The sequence below is a fragment of the Streptomyces sp. NBC_01092 genome (genome assembly GCF_045039535.1).
In the GTDB taxonomy this organism is placed as follows: domain Bacteria; phylum Actinomycetota; class Actinomycetes; order Streptomycetales; family Streptomycetaceae; genus Streptomyces.
In genome coordinates, this window is sequence record NZ_CP108659.1 from 292491 (window position 1) to 307814 (window position 15324).

A 15324-nucleotide genomic window follows, 5' to 3' on the forward strand; every position below is an offset into this window, starting at 1 on the left:
AGCGGACAGCGCCTCCACGCCCGCAGAAGGCGTCATCCCGAGGTCTACAGGCGCGACTCGAGGTCCGTACATCGGAGTGTCGGCAGACCGCCGTCACTCGATCGGGTGAGTGAACAGGCAGGAGTCGATGGCGCAGGGATGCGAGAGGCAAGCAGGCGTGCCAGGTATCGCACGCGGGCGTCCGACGCTCGCCAGCCGCCGGCGCAGAGCAGATCGCCGCCCGGCAACCAGGGGTGCGCCGTCCACAGCGCAGGCAGGACGAGCGGCGGGCGGATCGGCTGGAGCAGTCCTTCGCGGGCGGCCTCCAACCCCCAATGGCACGGCCGGTGTTCGCCTCCACTGGTTCCGGATCGGGCCGCGGCGCCATCAGTCGGCACAGTGGGCGGCTGTGGCGTTCACCGGGGACGGGTCTGGGTGATGCGCCACAGGCGGCGGGGCAGCTCGCCTTCCTCGAAGGCGTGGACCTCGTTCAGGATCCACCCGTCGGCGAGGGCGTCTACGAGGTGCCGTGGGAAGAAGTGCACGGCGAAGCCGCCGTGCTCGAAGATGTCGTCGCCGTGAGCGGTGCCGGCGCCGTAGTGGGCGTCGCCGGTGTGGCGGACGGTGTAGACGAACACGCCGCTCGGCCGGAGCACGCGGTGGATCTCGTCGACGGCTGCGTGGATCTCCCTGGTGGACAGGGCCATGCACAGCAGCATGTGCGCGAACACTGCGTCCACGGAGGCGTCGGCCAGTGCCAGCGGCTCGCGTACGTCGTGCACGGAGACGGTGACCTGCTCGGCCACGCCCCGGGTGCGGGCGGTTGCCTGCAGTTGCTGAAGGCCAACAGGGCTGAAGTCGGTCGCCTGGACGGCGAAGCCTTCCCGCGCGAAGTACAGGGCGTCGCGGCCGTGCCCCGCGCCGAGCTCCAGCACGTCGCGGGCACCGGCCGCATGGAAGACGGCGGCGGCATGGACAGCTGCGCCGGAGGGCTCCTCGCCGTACATGCCGGGGTGCGCCGTGTAGGCGTGCTGCCAGTGCTCTTGCTGGGCTTGGGCAAGGTCGCCGTCGCGATCTGGCATGGCGCCTCCCGCCGCTCGTTCCCCGCCCGCCGCGCGGCGGGCTGTCGGAGCTGATCCTGCCACGCTGTGCGACCACGGCGTGGCCGCGACGGATCAGTCAGCGGGCTGTTGCGACCGGTCGCGGCGAGACGCTCGATCATGCCGAGGCAGTAGCGGTCGCGGCGGCTGATGGTGAACCCCGCCTCCTGGGCCAGACGCAGCGGGCGGCGTAGCTGGTGGCCGCCCGCGAAAGGGCTGCGACATCGGCCCCGCCGCAGAACACTGCCCCTTCTTCCGGCAGCGCAAGGGCAGCCACCTCCTCGCATTCCTCGACCTCGCCGCCGCACTGACCTTGATGATCCTCGGCCGCCATCAACAGGCCACCGCACGGCCCTCACTGAATCGTCACCGGACCCGCCGCAGCCGGCAAAACCACCGCCCTCCTCCACGTCGGCCGCGCCTGCCACCTCGCCCACACCCGCAAAAGCCCCACGCCGCCCGGGTCAGCCCACACCGCGGCACCCGTGGCGTACGTCCTCGTCCCGCCCGGCGCCACCGCGAAAACCCTCATCACCGAATTCGCCCGCTACCTCGGCATCCCCACAACCACGCGCATGACCCAGACCCAGATCACCGACGCCGTCTGCCACACCTACACCGCCGCTGGTGTCCAACTCGTCCTCATCGACGAAATCCACCGCCTCAACCCCCGCACCACCACCGGCGCACAAACCGCCGACCTATTGAAAGACCTCACCGAACGCCTCCCCGCAACGTTCGTCTACGCCGGCATCAACGTCACCGACACACCCCTCTTCTCCGGGACACGCGGCGCCCAACTCGCCGGACGCGCCAGCCTCATCGACTGCGGCCCACTCCCCGCCCGCCACGGCACCCGCCGCCCCTTCGCCCACGTCATCACCGACATCGAAAACAACCTCGACCTCCAACAGCACAAACCCGGCATCCTCCCCCGCCACGCCCCATACCTCCACCAACGCATCGCCGGCCACATCGGAAGCCTCACCCGACTCATCCGCCAAGCAGCCATCACCGCCATCAGCGACGGCACCGAACGCATCACCAAACGATCACTCGAAGCCATCCGCCTCGACCACCTCGCCGAAACCCACCACCGCCCCCGCACACGAGGCCGCTAACCCCACCACCCCGCCAGCACAAACAGCCCTGACCAGTACAAACACCAACCAAGCCTTTTCACGCTAGAGCTACCTACGACGAACCCAGCCAGGCTCAGCGCACAACACACAACCCCAGCTCACACACCCCGACCTCACCGCTGGAACCGGTCACCCGACCTCTCAACAAACCAGCAACGCACCAGGTCAGCCAGCGCCCGGTACACCAACCAGCCCCCCTCCGAGCGTCACGTTCGGCCTGGGCCATGGTGGGCGAGCTCGTTGGACTCCGTGCCGGTATGGATGATCGCGCGTCAGGACAGATCGTGGAGCGGGTGGAGCCGCAGGGCGGTGTGAGTTACCTGGGCGGCGTGCGCTTCGTTGAGCTGGTGATCGCGCCATGAACATCCGTCCCCCACGGATGCGCGATTCCTCGTGAGGGCCCGGCTTAGCCAGTCGCCCGGCCCCGGGCCCTCACCCCTCTTGGGTTGCACGTGGTCGGCAGCGTTTTGTCCCAGATCGGGATCACGACGCGGAACCGGGACCAAGCCAGCCAGGCACGGGCCCCTCAGTCGCTCCGAACCGTTGAACGCGATAGCGGCCCCGCGCCCCGCCTGCCTGGCCAGGGAGCGGGCCGCCAGCCTCATCCAGCTGAGCCAGCGCCCACACCGGACCGGCCTGGGCGCGCAGGGCCGCAGTAACAGCGGATCCGAAGGACCAGGTCACTCCTGTGGCGACCCGGGAATCTGCGTCGGGCCGAGCCGCTCCAAGGCCTCTTCGAGCTCGACACGAATCTCGGACGGCATCCTCCCGTCCCGCCCCCAGATGAGAATCAACTCCGCCACATGACGGAGCTTGATGTTCGTGTGCTGGGAGACCTCCTTCAAAACCTCCCACCCCTGCTCCGGCGTCACCCGCCCGAGCGCGACGACCATGCCGATCGCCTGGTCCACCACGGCATGCGAAACCACAGCCTCCTTGAGCTGATCAACCTCGGCCTCCAGCTCAACGCCCCGCTCGCTGCCGTCATCGGACTCATCCGGTACCTGCGCCACACCCCCATCCTGTCCCCTGTGTCAACCATTGGGCCCTCGGTGTGGCCTGACCGATGAGTTTTGCGCGCCGTGCTGGTCTGTACGCCGAATACCGACTCACGGGAGGCTGACGCCATGCGGAATCTGACCTTCGCCATGAACATGAGCCTGGACGGCTGCATCGCCGCGCCCGGCGACGACCTCGGCTGGAGTGTGCCGAGCGACGAGCTGTTCCAGTGGTGGTCCGACCGGGTGGACGCGACGGGCCTGGCGCTGTACGGGCGCAAGCTGTGGGAGACCATGAGCTCCCACTGGCCGACCGCCGACAAGCAGCCGGGTGCTACACCGGCGGCGATCGAGTTCGCCGGCCGCTGGCAGGACATGCCGAAGGTGGTGTTCTCCTCTACGACCAGCACGGTCGACTGGAACACCCGTCTGGTCACCGGCGACGCCGTCACCGAGATCACCAGGCTCAAGGCCGACGACGGCGGCCCCATGGACATCGGCGGTGCCACACTCGCCGCGGCGGCCATGCGGGCCGGACCCATCGACGAGTACGCGATCGTCACCCATCCGGTCCTGGTGGGCGGCGGCACGCCGTTCTTCACAGCCCTGGACAACTGGGTGAACCTGAGCCTGGTGGAGACCCGGACGTTTCCCGACGGCGTGGTGCTGACCAGGTACGAGACCAAGCGCTGAGTGCCCGACGGCGGATCAGCGCGGGCTTCGGGCCACCCAAGGATCTCGTGGCGCTGTGCTCCGAGGCGATCGTGACGTCCCTGCCGGATCGATCCTGTTCTTCACCGCAGACGATCCGTCCGGATAGAGATCCGTGCAACGACGGCAGGCGGAAGAAGAATGCGGCCGGCGCAGCCGGCCGGAGCGCCCGGACTGGATCGTCGAACTCGGCATCGGCGCCGACCGCACCCCCGTCCAGGTCCACGCCGGCGACTGCTACATCGCGGGCAAGCGGCGCCGCGCGGTCAGCCGCAACGAAGCCCGCCGCCTCCTCGCCGCAGGCCTCGAAGCCGGCACCCACCGCGAACCCGACACCCAGCTGCACATCCTCGACCTAGCCCGACCCTCGCAGCAGTGGCCCCTCGCGCCTGGAATGCGAGCTGGAGGACATCGACCCGTCCAGGTGCTCCGCCTGGCCCGTGGAGTGGCAGCGCGCCTTCCACCTCACCTGCCTACACCTGGACGAAGGCGGTGCGCTGCCCACGAAGGCCAGGAGTGTCGTGCGCCAGGGCGAGGACCTCGGGCGGTGGGTACGCGCCCAGCGCCTCGGCTTCGACAAGCTCACCGCCGTCCAGCAGTGGATGCAGGTCCTCGGCATCGAGCCCGCGAGTGAGGACGAGAAGCCGAAGCCGCGCCTTACCCAGGCCGACAAGTGGGCGCTCAACTTCGCCGCCGCCACCCAGTTCTACGAGCGTGAGGGGCATCTCCGGGTGCCGCGCAAACACGTCGAGACGCTCGCGCCCGCCGCCTGGCCGCCATCGCCCTGCCCGAGCAGGAAACCGACGCGCTGGTCCGGCTGCTGACCGTCCGCCAAGTACCGGTCCGCGTCGCATGACCCTTCGTGCTGTCTGGCCCTGTACGCGCCAGGGACAGATAGCTCATGGCCGAGGCCTGTGGCAGGGCTGCGGTTAGTCCTTCAGGACTGCAGTCGTGCTCGCACTGGACGATCCGGAAAGACAAAACGCAGTTACACAGGAGAGACCATGTGAGGGTAGAGCCAATGCGGGTACGACTACAGAATGCCGCCAGGCGGCACTCAAATTAGTCCCTTCAGCGATTTCTCAGAAATTCTGACAGCATGCTCACCATCGCAACCGTCAGCAATCCCCGCCACCTCTCGGTCAATCACGCCACCAATCCGATTGAGCTCACTCAATCCAACAGATGGGAAGGCCCACCGCATCCATTCAATGATTTGCCGCACTCTGGCAGAACGGCGCACCGCGGCGCGCTGTGACGTATCCGCCACCGACTCACGAATGATCAAGTCCACAGCATTAACTAGGCGCGCTTTAGGGCGGTCGAAATCCGCGAAGATCAGATTCAAGATATCAGCAGGCGCGAGAGGAGCGGAAACCCCTGCGATGGCGGACAATGGGTAGGCATCAAGCTTGGAAAGCTCCATCATATTTTCTCCGCCATCCAGCACCAGATCAATTCTGGCCGCCTCGGCCACTTCGTCCATACGGACGGTGAGACGATGACTGCCGGGCGCGCCGCACTTGCGAGAAAATACAGTCAGTCGTTCGACATCAAGAACAAACAACGACCCGTCAGGGAGGTAGGCGGAACCGTCAAATGCGACTGTTCCCAGATCTGGATGGGGTCCACGCCAAACCTGAACCAATACCGGCGCCACCTGAGCCCGTGTCCGAGCTGCAAGGTGGCCACCCTCAACGAGACTAGCTTCAGGTGATGGAATTTCCATAAAATCCTCCACCACCTCTGTCGAGCCAAAAATCACACGCGGGTGGTTCCAGCATCTGAACGGCTGCGATTCGCATATTCTGCTCCCGAAGATCTATTACACCAGAACGGGGGTCGCCGCAGCGAGGCGACCCCCGTCATCCATTCGGACTATCCGCTGGTATGACTTTCCAGGATCGACATTAGCCTCGAATAGTAACCGTCGGCACTGGGGTCTGGCATGTTGAAATGATCTCGCATCAGTTTTTGTGCCCTCGTAACGGCCCTCGACTGCTCCCCACTGCACGCTGGGCACTGCGGATAGAGATTCTGTGAGGCACCGGGAGCGAGTCCCGTCGGTGGCTGATGATCTCCGACCATCGTGGCACCTTCAGGAGACTCACCACAGGAATGGCAGCGCAAGCCCTGCATGGCTTCAGACTGAGCCGCAGTCACATCTGCACCAGTTGCGGGGACTGACTCATCCGCGTGTGGCCCCTCCCTGATGAGACTCACCTGACGCTCCGGACGCGAGAACCCACCCACGGCGTCGCACACCACTCCCCGGACAGCACACAGGGGCCTCTCGCGCCTCCTGCCACGGAAAGCTCGCCGAAGCCCCTGCTGTGCAGTCCACCCCTACCTCTATTCGCTTCTGTATCTACAGAGCGTGTAAGGAGAAGAGACCGTATGGCCGACCTTACGCCGCCTGCCCCGACGCCACCCCCCAATTCGGGGGAGGCTCAGAGAGAAGCCAAGGTGTTGCTCGGCGACTGGGCATTCACCGGACTCACGGTGGTTCTGTACGTGGCCGTTGTGGCTCTGCTTCTCCTGGCTTTGTCGATGTTCCAGGCCGGGGACTACACAGCCTTTGGCCCACTGCTCCTTGGCGGCGTTGCCTTGGGGTCGGTCGCTCACAAGCCATACCGGCACGCCAAGCGGCGCAATAGGCAGCGGGCCGAATCGCACGCCCGCCGTGAAGTCGAGTGGGCCAATGCAGAGGCGGACGCTGCCGCGGCTGAGGAGCTAAGGACTTCCACACAGAGTGGGCCGGTCAGCCAACTGACCGGCCCACTCTTGAGGGGGGCGTCAATGGTCACAGCGGCGGCCCGCCAACTGCGGATCGACTCGTCGGCCGGGTCCGGCTCGTAGTGACCGACATGCTCAAGGTGCGGGGCTCCGCGCCCAGGTAGACGGACAGTCGTGACGGTCCGCGGCAGCAGCAGAGCCGCGGACCGTCACACAACCGTGCACTCAGTCATCGGCGTCGGCGGGTTCTGCGGTCCAGGTGATGTGTGGCGGCACCACTCGTGCACACAACGGTCCCCGCGAACATCGGTGAGGCCGAGACGGCCGACCAGGAGGCCGGTGCCCACGGAGGCATCCAGGACCTCGACGGGTACGGCGTCAAGCAGCAGCTTGGCCCGGCGGAACATGGTGAAGGTTCCGGAGTCGCCGATGGTGCCCCCCGACAGGTAGATGAACCGGCCGCCTGGACGGCCCTGAATGTGGCTCCCCTCACATCGCGGCCACTCGGTGTTGCCGGCATGGCGCAGTCCAGGGTCCAGGTGGCGAAGACGGCGTCGCCGGGCTGCGGGGCGAGGAGTTCGGTAGGTCGGTCTCGGCGTTGCACGGCAACGTGGATGTTGCGGTACTCCGGGACGTCGGCGCCGGAGAATGTTTCCGGCGGGCAGGTGAGTCCGGGCAGGTCGACGGCGTCGATGCGGATGTGCATGCCGGTCATCGTCTGCCCATCTGGGTCAACTCTCCGCAACTCAGGCGCACTTCATCTCTGATCGACCCGAATGGCTTGTCGGTGACCCTTCATGTCGCTAACTTAAGTCGTCAAGTAACCCAAGTTAATTGGCGACTTACACTCCTCCTCTCCTCCCCTCTCTCCGGGGCCGGGAGTTCCAGGGTCCGAGGTCGCACCTGTCGCGGCAGCGCGTGCACTCCCCATGACGCCGCGGCAGGGCACACCCCCCACCGCACCCATCGAGGTACCAGGAGGGCGCTGATGCGCCGAAGAGGTTCCAACTTCCTGACCGCGGCCATGCTCTGCGCCGCGGGATTCGCCGCGGCACCCGCTCCCGCCGGAGCGGCGGACGCAGGCCCATCAAAGCCGACCGAATGGCGAGAGGCATTCTCGCCGGACGGCACCATCACCCGCGTGAAGATACCGAGGCAGGCCGAGGCCGCACCCTCACGCGCCGACGAACAAGCAGCCGCAGCTGCCGACGTGATCCCCATCCAGAACTCCGGGCCTTCCGACTCCCGCTTCGACATGGTGATCGTGGGCGACGGCTACACCGCCTCCGAGATGGGCCTTCTCCGTCAGCACGCACAGTCGAAGTGGGACGAGCTCTCCACCACGGCCCCCTGGGACAAGTACCGCCAGAGCATCAACGTATGGCTGGTAAACGTCGTCTCCAACCAGTCTGGCGTGGACAACGACCCCACCGAGGGCGTCGACCGTGACACCGCCCTGGACATGGGCTTCTTCTGCGGCGGCCTCGAACGGCTGCTGTGCCTGAGCGAGCCGAAGGCCCAGGCGTACGCGGCCCAGGCCCCCGGCGTCGATGCGATCGTCGCCGTCGGCCACACCACCAAGTACGGCGGTGCCGGCTACCCCAGCCTCGCCACCGTCGCGGGCGGCAACGAGCACTCCGGACGCATCGCCATCCACGAACTCGGCCACTCCGTGGGCGGCTTGGCCGACGAGTACTTCACCCCGGACACGACCTACCCCGGCGGCGAACCCGGCGAGCCCAACGTCACCACCGACCCGTCCGGCTCCAAGTGGGCGTCCCACCTCGGACAGAGCACTCCGGACGGCGGCACCATCGGCGCCCACGAGGGCGGCAGCCAGTACGAGCGCGGCATCTACCGGCCGTCGCAGGACTCCCTGATGCGCAGCCTCGACAAGCCGTTCAACCTCATCGGCCTCGCCGCGATGGACCAGGCCATCGACTCCAAGATCAGTGGAGTGGCACCCGGCACCTCCGAACCGGCCCCACGCTAGACAGCAAGGCCCTCGGCCCGTCCGCGCCCTCACCTCACCAAGGGCCGGACGGGCACGAGTGAACGAGGAACCCCGCCGGCACCGCTGCCCACCGGCAACCAGACCAACGCCCTGAACAGCACGTACACAGAACTGCTTCCGCCTGGCAGAAGCTGCCTTGCCGAGCCACCACAAACCTCACGACCCTGATTCCAACCAAGGACAGGCGGGGCGACACTCGCCGTCGACCGCAAGAATTTTCGCGGCCGACAGTGTGCTCACCCTCACCCTGCGCCCCCCGCTTGGCGAGCAGCTCCCTCAGACGTCATTTCAGTTGGTGAGTCTGCGGTGGCATATGAGGGTCGCGGCGATGGCGGTGAAGGCGAGGAAGTATTCCGGCTTGCGCTCGTAGCGGCGGTGGAGGCGTCGGCAGCCGGACAGCCAGGAGACGGTTCGTTCCACGACCCAGCGGTGTTTGCCCAAGCGTTGGGATGACTCGATGCCTCTGCGGGCAAGGCGGTGCCGGATGCCTCGGGAGGACAGCCAGCGCCGCAGGTGCCGATAGTTGTCTCCGTTGTCTCCGTTGTCTCCGTGCAGCTTTCCGGGGCGTCGGCGCCGGGGGACCGCGACGTGAGCGGATGGGTGGGATGCCGCGGACAAGCGGGATGAGGGCCTGGCTGTCGTGGAGGTTGGCGGCGGAGATACCGATCGCCAGGGCGGACCGCGACGGTCGACGATGAGGTGGATTTTCGATCCGTTCTTGCCGCGGTCGGTCGGATTCGGTCCCGTCAGCTGCCCCCTTTGAGGGCTCGAACGCTGACGGAGTCGATCGCGCACCGCGACCAGTCCAGGTCGCCGCGGGAAGCGAGTTCGTCCAGGACCATGCGGTGGAGTTTGGCCCACACCCGGGCCTCGGTCCACTCGGTGAACCGGGGGAAGGCGGTGACTCCCGACAGTCCCAAGCCCGGTGGCAGTTGGTGGATCCTCGCTGTCGGGATGCTGGATTCGCCGACGGTGGTGCGGATGACGGTCGCGCCTGACGCTTTCCATGACGAGGACTTGGCGCGGCGGCTCGTCGAGGACTTCTCGCTGCCCGAGCGCGGCGTGCTGCCGGAAGGAGCGGTGTCCATCGAGGCGCCGCAGGGCCTGCTGCTCCACGACCTGTTGACCAAGGAGGGCTGGGGCGTCGACGACCCGTGGACGCCGCTCTTCCGCGACCTCGCCGAAGCGGTGGAGGACCCCGGCGTGCGGATCAAGGAGATCGGCCTGGAGCAGGCGCAGGACTTCGCCGACGTCCTGCGGTCCGCGTTCAACACCACGAAGCCCACGCGCGAGTACCGGCACAAGATGTCCGCGGCACCGTTCTACGCCGACGCCCGCTGCCTGGGTGCTTACGACGACCAGGGCAACGCCGCGGCGGTGGTGACGGTCTGGTCGGCCGGCCCGGGGAGACCAGGACTGGTCGAGCCGATGGGCGTCCACACGGACCACCGCGGCCGCGGCTATGGCCGGGCGATCACCGTCGCGGGGGCGGCCGCACTGCGGGAGATGGGCTCGTCAAGCGTGCGCGTGTGCACGCCGAGCTCCAACGTCGGCGGCGTCGCCACGTACATGGCGGCCGGGTTCGCGGCGAGGCCGGAGATCGCCGACCGGATCCGGAAGGTCTGACGTCGGGTCTGCGGACCTTCTCACCATGCCGCAGCACCTCGTATGGCGGCCATGCGCGCGCCAGAGCCTCGTGCGGTAGCCGTACGAGGTGCTCTGCTCTCGACTCGATCGAACATCCACTGCTCCAACTCCGAGGAGTCCGGCCGACGAGGGCGGTTCCATCCGTCATCCGCATAGCACCTACCAACGACGTACTGCGCAAATGACCGTCCGCCAGCCGTACAAACCAACCAACCACTTCAAAGCGCCGAAATCAGTAGCGCGCGGACTGCAACTGGTCCAGCTCCTCGCCGATCGCCTCCCGCAGCACATCGTGCTGCGGACTGAGCGCGAACTGCTCGTCGCTCCACCTCTCGCGCGGATACAGCCACACCGGCATACCCACGAGTTCCGCCGGCTCCCACTCAAACCGCGGCCACACATGCGCATGCAGAAATCCATCGGTATTGCCAAGAATCTCCAGGTTCACCCGACGGAAAGCCGGATCCAACCGACTGCACGCACGCGCGACCGCTTCCCCCAGCTGATCCATGTCGGACAAGAAGGCCAATCTCCTCGCTCTCGGCAGGTCCGACAGCCGCTGCACAGTCGCGTCATCCGCCAGGAGCACTGAATAGCCCGGCAGGAACTGGACGTCTCCGATCACCGCGAAACCCGCTTCGAGACGCCTGAGCACGGCGGGATTCTCCCCTCGCAGTGCGCTTCCGATCCGGTCCATCCGCCAGTCATCACTCATGCCGGGACCCTACACACACATGATCAACCTGCCCCCGAGCCCATCCTGCCAGGGGAACCACGCTCTTCACTCCCCATCCCCCTCACACCGTTCAAGATCCAACCATGTGAGGGGAAGAGCGATACCGGCCGATTCCAAGGCTCTGTCCGCGCTTTCGTGAACCTGCGCACTGGGGTGCTGTCCCTCACCCTGTCAGTAGGAGGGTCGACCCAAGTCGCCCTGGTCAGCGTCTGGCGGCTGGTGACGATGGTGCGACGCCGAACCATGTTCTCCCATGCCGCCTTCCGGTACGTGGACGCCGTGATCGGCACGATCGTGGCGGCCGCCCACCTGTGGTTCACGGTCACGGCCCTCAATGCGCCGGGCCAGCGGGACGACCCGGGCGTCACCGTCATCATGGGCGGGATCGGCCTGGCCATCCTGGGGGTCGCGCTCATCGTGCTCGTACTGCGGATGCTGCTCGCCCAGGCCGTCGCGCGCGACGTCGAAGCGGCGCAGATGCAGGCCGAGTTGGATGAGGTGATCTGATACCGATCGTCGTCGACATCGACGTGATGCTGGCCAGGCGGAAGATGTCCGTGGGCGACCTCGCGGACCGCGTCGGGATCACGCCCGCCAACCTGGCGGTACTCAAGAACGGCCGCGCCAAGGCGGTGCGCTTCGCGACGCTCGCCGCGCTCTGCGAGGTACTCAAGTGCCAGCCGGGCGACCTGCTGCGCTGGGAGGCCGAGGACGCCGCGAGCGGGCGACGTGCCCCAGAGCGGGCGTGAAAACGCCTAGCACCACCGGCCCGTGACACGGCACGTCGACCGCATGGACGTGAATCGCCGATCAACCGCAGCACCATCCCGACCTCGTTGGGCAGATTCCGGTTGACTTGCACCGCACCGTCTTGGTCGACGATCGCGACCTGCGAACGTGACCTCCCGACAGCGAGCCCCCGCCCTTCCAGCGCGGAAGGGCGGGGGGTCGTCGCTGGGCGGGCAGCCAGGGCTTCGCCGTAGTCGCTTTACACCAGATTCGCGACGATCCGTCAGGTCGACGGGGTTACTCGACGGATCTGGTTCTGCGAGAGAGACGAGACGCGGTGCATTCAGCGGATCGTGGACCGCCACGAGGAGTTCAGTTGCGACGGCTACTGCGGACGACGCGTCTGACGACACTGGCCGAACCGGGCCGGGCAGAGGGGTGAACTGCGGTCACGGGTTCTGCCGTGCGTCGAAGTGGGCCGTGGCCAGGACGGAGCCGTCCGCGTCCAGCACCCGGGCACCGGACACCGTGTCCAGGTCGACTCGCGTGGGGGCTCCCCAGTAACCCCGGCCGGCGTCGTCGAGGGAGAACTCCCCGATGTTGACCGACGTGCCGTCCGTACGCTCCAGCCGGCAGCTGACCCTCCCCGCCTCCGCGTATTCGTCGCGCGAGTCGGCGGCCTCGGACTCGTCGTCGGCCCGGGAGTCGGATCCGGACCCGTCCGGGCCGAGGTGGACCGACATGTAGATCCAGCCCGGAGATCCGGTATAGGCGAAGATCCGGCCCACCGGTCGATCGTCGGGGGCCAGCAGAGACGCTTCGAGCAGGCCGTGCTCCGCGCCGCGGGGCTCCGAACTCCGCGAGGAGGGAGCCGACGCTCCCTCGATGACCGTACCGACGGCCCAGCCACCGAAGCCGAACCCGACGGCGGTCACGGCGGCGGCCGCGATCGCCACGCCGGCCCGTGGTCGCCGCCGACGTGCCGGCCGGTTCAGGCGCAGCCTGTCCGTCACCCGGGTCTCGAAGCCAGCGGGTGGCTCGCTGCCCGGCAGGAGAGAGAGCAGTCCGTCCCCGACGAGCGTCAGCTGCTCGACGTGCTCCCGGCAGGTGGGGCAGCGGTCCAGGTGGGCGATGGCCTCGGCGCGCTCCTGACCGGGGAGGATACCCAGCGCCAGCTCGCCGGCGACGGCCCTCAGCCACTCGCAGTCCCGGTCAGTCATGATCGGCTCGCTCGGGTCCCAGAACCGTCCGCAGTCTCCCCATCGCCGTCCTGATCCGTGTCTTCGCGGTGCCCAGGGGGATCCCTTCGAACTCGGCGATCTGCCGTGCGGTCATCCCGTAGATCCCGGCCATGACCACGGCACGCGCCTGCTGGCGCGGCAGACCGGCCACCGCGGCCCGTATCCGGGATGCCGCCTCGCCGGCCAGTGCCCACTGTTCGGGCGTCCGCGTCACGATGCCGAGCAGAGCCTCGAGGTCCTCGGGGGAGACCGGGGTCGCGTTGCGCGCGCGGACGGCGTCGATCGCCAGGTTGTGCGTGATGGTCGCCAGCCAGGTCTTCACCGATCCGCGCCGGGAATCGTAGACCTGCGCGTGACGCCAAGCCCTTTCGAAGGTCTGCTGGGCGATGTCCTCGGCGAGCTGGGGGTCGTCGATGACAGCGATGGCGATACCGAAGACCATGCGCTGGAACCGGCGGACGAACGCGAGGGCGCTCTCCGGGGCGCCGGTCGCCATTCCCGCCAGCAGCGCCTCGTCCGAGAGCCGCCCGAGTGGTAGGCCCGATCTGCGCATACCAGTGGATACGGCGAACCTCGCCGAACGGATTCCCCCCGTTCCACGCGGGACCACGGCCCCATTCTCCCGCTTGCTCCCGCTTGCCGGAAATCCCCTGGCGCGGTCCGCCCGTACCTCTGGGCAGGAACGATTTCTCACGGAGGGCCGAGACATGGCGACGACGCTCATGACGTTCGTGCGCAGGAACGTCGGGCCCGGGCTGGCCGCCGGAGCACTGGCGGGCATCCTCGTGGCGTGCGGAGGCGGAAACGACAACGACTCGACATCGTCGGCCCCGGAACAGAGCGGCGAGTCGGGAACCAGCCAGGTGGACGTCAAGATGACCGACTTCAAGATGCAATTGTCCCGAACGACGCTGGAGGCGGGTGACTACACCTTCGTCGCCAAGAACGACGGAGACCACGACCACGCCCTGGAGATCGAGGGCTCCGGAACGGAAGAGAAGACGCGCACGCTGGAACCCGGAGAGTCGGCGAACCTCACGATCACGCTGAAGGACGGCACGTACGAGGTCTACTGTCCCGTCGACGGGCACAAGGACATGGGCATGAAGACCGAGCTCACCGTCGGTGGCACCGCTTCACAGGACGGCGGCACCAACACGACCGACGGCAATGGCTACTGAGCGCACGGTCGCGCTCATCGCGCTACGGCTGGCCGCGGCGGGAACGGGCGCGGCCATGGGCGCGATCCACCTCCACCCCGCAGTTGTTGCGTTAGCCAAGTAGACGCTCCCAAGAGAGGAAGGTCTGACGATCCGGCCCCCGCGGCCCGCTCGAGCTGCTACGCCGTTGGAGCGGACACTCCAGCCGACGGGATTCCTGGCCCGGCCCGGAGGGGGAGACCCAGCATTGTGACAGGCCATGTAGCAGGACACGCAATTCCGTATGAGGTACAGGGCAGCGGTCCGGAGCGGGTCCTCGCACTCCACCACTGGCTCAGCGACAGGTCGAGTTTCGGCAATCTGCGGCGGTACCTGGACGGCAGCGCGTTCAGTTACGCATTCGTGGACTGCCGTGGGTATGGCGAGGCGATGGACACCCCCGGCACGTACACGATGGAGGAGGTCGCGGCGGACGTCCTCGCCGTGGCCGACGACCTCGGCTGGGACACCTTCTCGGTCATCGGTCACTCCATGGGCGGCAAGGCCGCCCAGCTGATGTTGTTGGACGCCCCCGCGCGGGTCCGCTCGATCGTCGGCATCTCGCCGGTACCCGCGTCCGGGTTCCCGCTCGAAGGGGAGATGTGGGAGCTGTTCGTCGGGGCCGCGGAGGATTTCGGCAACCGCAGGACGATCTTTGACGTCACCACCGGTAGCCGGCACGACGATGCATGGCTGGATGCCAGGGTGCGCGGCTCGGAACGCTCCTCATCGGCTGCCCTACGCTCCTACCTCGAATCCTGGACTCGCGGCTCCGACATCCACGAGCGGCTCGAGGGAAATCCGACCCCGGTGCTTGTCGTGGCTGGTGCGAACGACCCGGCGATGGGCCCCGACACCATGCGGTCCACCTGGCTGCAGTGGTATCCGAACGCCGAGCTCCAGGTCTTCAACGACGCCGGCCACTTCGCCCCGGATGAGAGCCCAGAGGCCCTGGCCACAGTGCTCGAAAGATTCCTCAGCCGCTAGCCCAGATCTTTCGTGACAGGTCGTCGGATTCTCCAGCGGCCCGTTTCGGCCTTTCGAGCCGATGATGGACAGGGCGACGGCCCGCCTTTCACGCCGGGTTCCACG

The 15324-nt window shown here is 67.3% G+C and carries 13 protein-coding genes and 5 pseudogenes; 10 read left to right on the forward strand and 8 right to left on the reverse strand.

The annotated features are described in order from the left end of the window. Nucleotides 1-395: 395 nt before the first annotated feature. Entirely contained in the window at nucleotides 396-1061 is a 666-nt protein-coding gene (locus OG254_RS01310) for a class I SAM-dependent methyltransferase (protein ID WP_405576488.1), read from the reverse strand. A gap of 334 nt (nucleotides 1062-1395) precedes the next feature. On the opposite strand from OG254_RS01310, the pseudogene OG254_RS01315 reads away from it, so the two are divergent. Next, nucleotides 1396-2200 (forward strand): annotated as a pseudogene (locus OG254_RS01315) (TniB family NTP-binding protein). Between the two features lie 701 nt (nucleotides 2201-2901). On the opposite strand, the gene OG254_RS01320 reads toward OG254_RS01315, so the two are convergent. Further along, on the reverse strand, nucleotides 2902-3234 hold the full coding sequence (locus OG254_RS01320) for an ANTAR domain-containing protein (RefSeq protein WP_405576490.1): 333 nt from the start codon (nucleotides 3232-3234) through the stop codon (nucleotides 2902-2904). A 114-nt stretch (nucleotides 3235-3348) separates the two neighbouring features. Here OG254_RS01320 and OG254_RS01325 point away from each other — a divergent pair, with 114 nt between their 5' ends. The 3 genes and pseudogenes from OG254_RS01325 to OG254_RS01335 all read left to right on the forward strand — a co-directional run bounded on the left by OG254_RS01325 (nucleotide 3349) and on the right by OG254_RS01335 (nucleotide 4754). Next, the gene (locus OG254_RS01325; protein WP_405576492.1) at nucleotides 3349-3912 is read left to right on the forward strand and encodes a dihydrofolate reductase family protein; all 564 of its coding nucleotides are present in this window, start codon (nucleotides 3349-3351) and stop codon (nucleotides 3910-3912) included. A gap of 133 nt (nucleotides 3913-4045) precedes the next feature. Then, a pseudogene (locus OG254_RS01330) lies at nucleotides 4046-4264 on the forward strand (DUF6233 domain-containing protein); the annotation flags it as partial. A gap of 106 nt (nucleotides 4265-4370) precedes the next feature. Next, nucleotides 4371-4754, forward strand: coding sequence for a helicase associated domain-containing protein (locus OG254_RS01335; protein ID WP_405595663.1), 384 nt, complete (start codon nucleotides 4371-4373; stop codon nucleotides 4752-4754). 233 nt (nucleotides 4755-4987) lie between these two features. On the opposite strand, the gene OG254_RS01340 is transcribed toward OG254_RS01335, so the two are convergent. Together OG254_RS01340 and OG254_RS01345 are read right to left on the reverse strand one after the other, a co-directional pair. Beyond that, nucleotides 4988-5695 carry a hypothetical protein gene (locus OG254_RS01340; protein ID WP_405576494.1) on the reverse strand — a complete coding sequence of 236 codons (708 nt, stop codon included), beginning with the start codon at nucleotides 5693-5695 and terminating at the stop codon, nucleotides 4988-4990. 1196 nt (nucleotides 5696-6891) lie between these two features. Continuing rightward, nucleotides 6892-7372 (reverse strand): annotated as a pseudogene (locus OG254_RS01345) (DUF5990 family protein). Nucleotides 7373-7654: 282 nt separating this feature from the next. Between OG254_RS01345 and OG254_RS01350 the strand changes: the two are divergent. Beyond that, nucleotides 7655-8659 (forward strand): M64 family metallopeptidase, encoded by a 1005-nt coding sequence (locus tag OG254_RS01350; RefSeq protein ID WP_405576496.1) that lies wholly within the window; start codon nucleotides 7655-7657, stop codon nucleotides 8657-8659. Nucleotides 8660-8968: 309 nt separating this feature from the next. Here OG254_RS01350 and OG254_RS01355 read toward each other — a convergent pair. Further along, a pseudogene (locus tag OG254_RS01355) lies at nucleotides 8969-9618 on the reverse strand (IS5 family transposase); the annotation flags it as partial. Between the two features lies 1 nt (nucleotide 9619). On the opposite strand from OG254_RS01355, the pseudogene OG254_RS01360 reads away from it, so the two are divergent. Beyond that, nucleotides 9620-10306: pseudogene (locus OG254_RS01360) on the forward strand (GNAT family N-acetyltransferase); the annotation flags it as partial. Between the two features lie 253 nt (nucleotides 10307-10559). Here OG254_RS01360 and OG254_RS01365 read toward each other — a convergent pair. Continuing rightward, entirely contained in the window at nucleotides 10560-11042 is a 483-nt protein-coding gene (locus tag OG254_RS01365) for an HIT family protein (protein WP_405576498.1), read from the reverse strand. Between the two features lie 156 nt (nucleotides 11043-11198). Between OG254_RS01365 and OG254_RS01370 the strand changes: the two genes are divergently transcribed. Both OG254_RS01370 and OG254_RS01375 read left to right on the forward strand, forming a co-directional pair. After that, nucleotides 11199-11570 carry a DUF2975 domain-containing protein gene (locus OG254_RS01370; protein WP_405576500.1) on the forward strand — a complete coding sequence of 124 codons (372 nt, stop codon included), beginning with the start codon at nucleotides 11199-11201 and terminating at the stop codon, nucleotides 11568-11570. Beyond that, nucleotides 11570-11812, forward strand: coding sequence for a helix-turn-helix domain-containing protein (locus OG254_RS01375; RefSeq protein ID WP_405594781.1), 243 nt, complete (start codon nucleotides 11570-11572; stop codon nucleotides 11810-11812). The genes OG254_RS01370 and OG254_RS01375 overlap by 1 nt, the downstream gene beginning before the upstream one ends. A 429-nt stretch (nucleotides 11813-12241) precedes the next feature. Here the strand turns inward: OG254_RS01375 and OG254_RS01380 are convergent, their stop codons facing one another. Next, nucleotides 12242-13012, reverse strand: coding sequence for a hypothetical protein (locus tag OG254_RS01380; protein ID WP_405576502.1), 771 nt, complete (start codon nucleotides 13010-13012; stop codon nucleotides 12242-12244). Then, nucleotides 13005-13586 carry an RNA polymerase sigma factor gene (locus OG254_RS01385; protein WP_405576504.1) on the reverse strand — a complete coding sequence of 194 codons (582 nt, stop codon included), beginning with the start codon at nucleotides 13584-13586 and terminating at the stop codon, nucleotides 13005-13007. Before OG254_RS01385 ends, OG254_RS01380 begins: the two co-directional genes overlap by 8 nt. A gap of 154 nt (nucleotides 13587-13740) precedes the next feature. Here OG254_RS01385 and OG254_RS01390 point away from each other — a divergent pair, with 154 nt between their 5' ends. Beyond that, nucleotides 13741-14214, forward strand: a complete 474-nt coding sequence (locus tag OG254_RS01390; RefSeq protein ID WP_405576506.1) for a cupredoxin domain-containing protein — start codon at nucleotides 13741-13743, stop codon at nucleotides 14212-14214. A gap of 228 nt (nucleotides 14215-14442) precedes the next feature. Further along, a complete protein-coding gene (locus OG254_RS01395) occupies nucleotides 14443-15219 on the forward strand; it encodes an alpha/beta fold hydrolase (protein ID WP_405576508.1) in 777 nt (258 codons plus the stop codon). Nucleotides 15220-15324 lie beyond the last annotated feature (105 nt).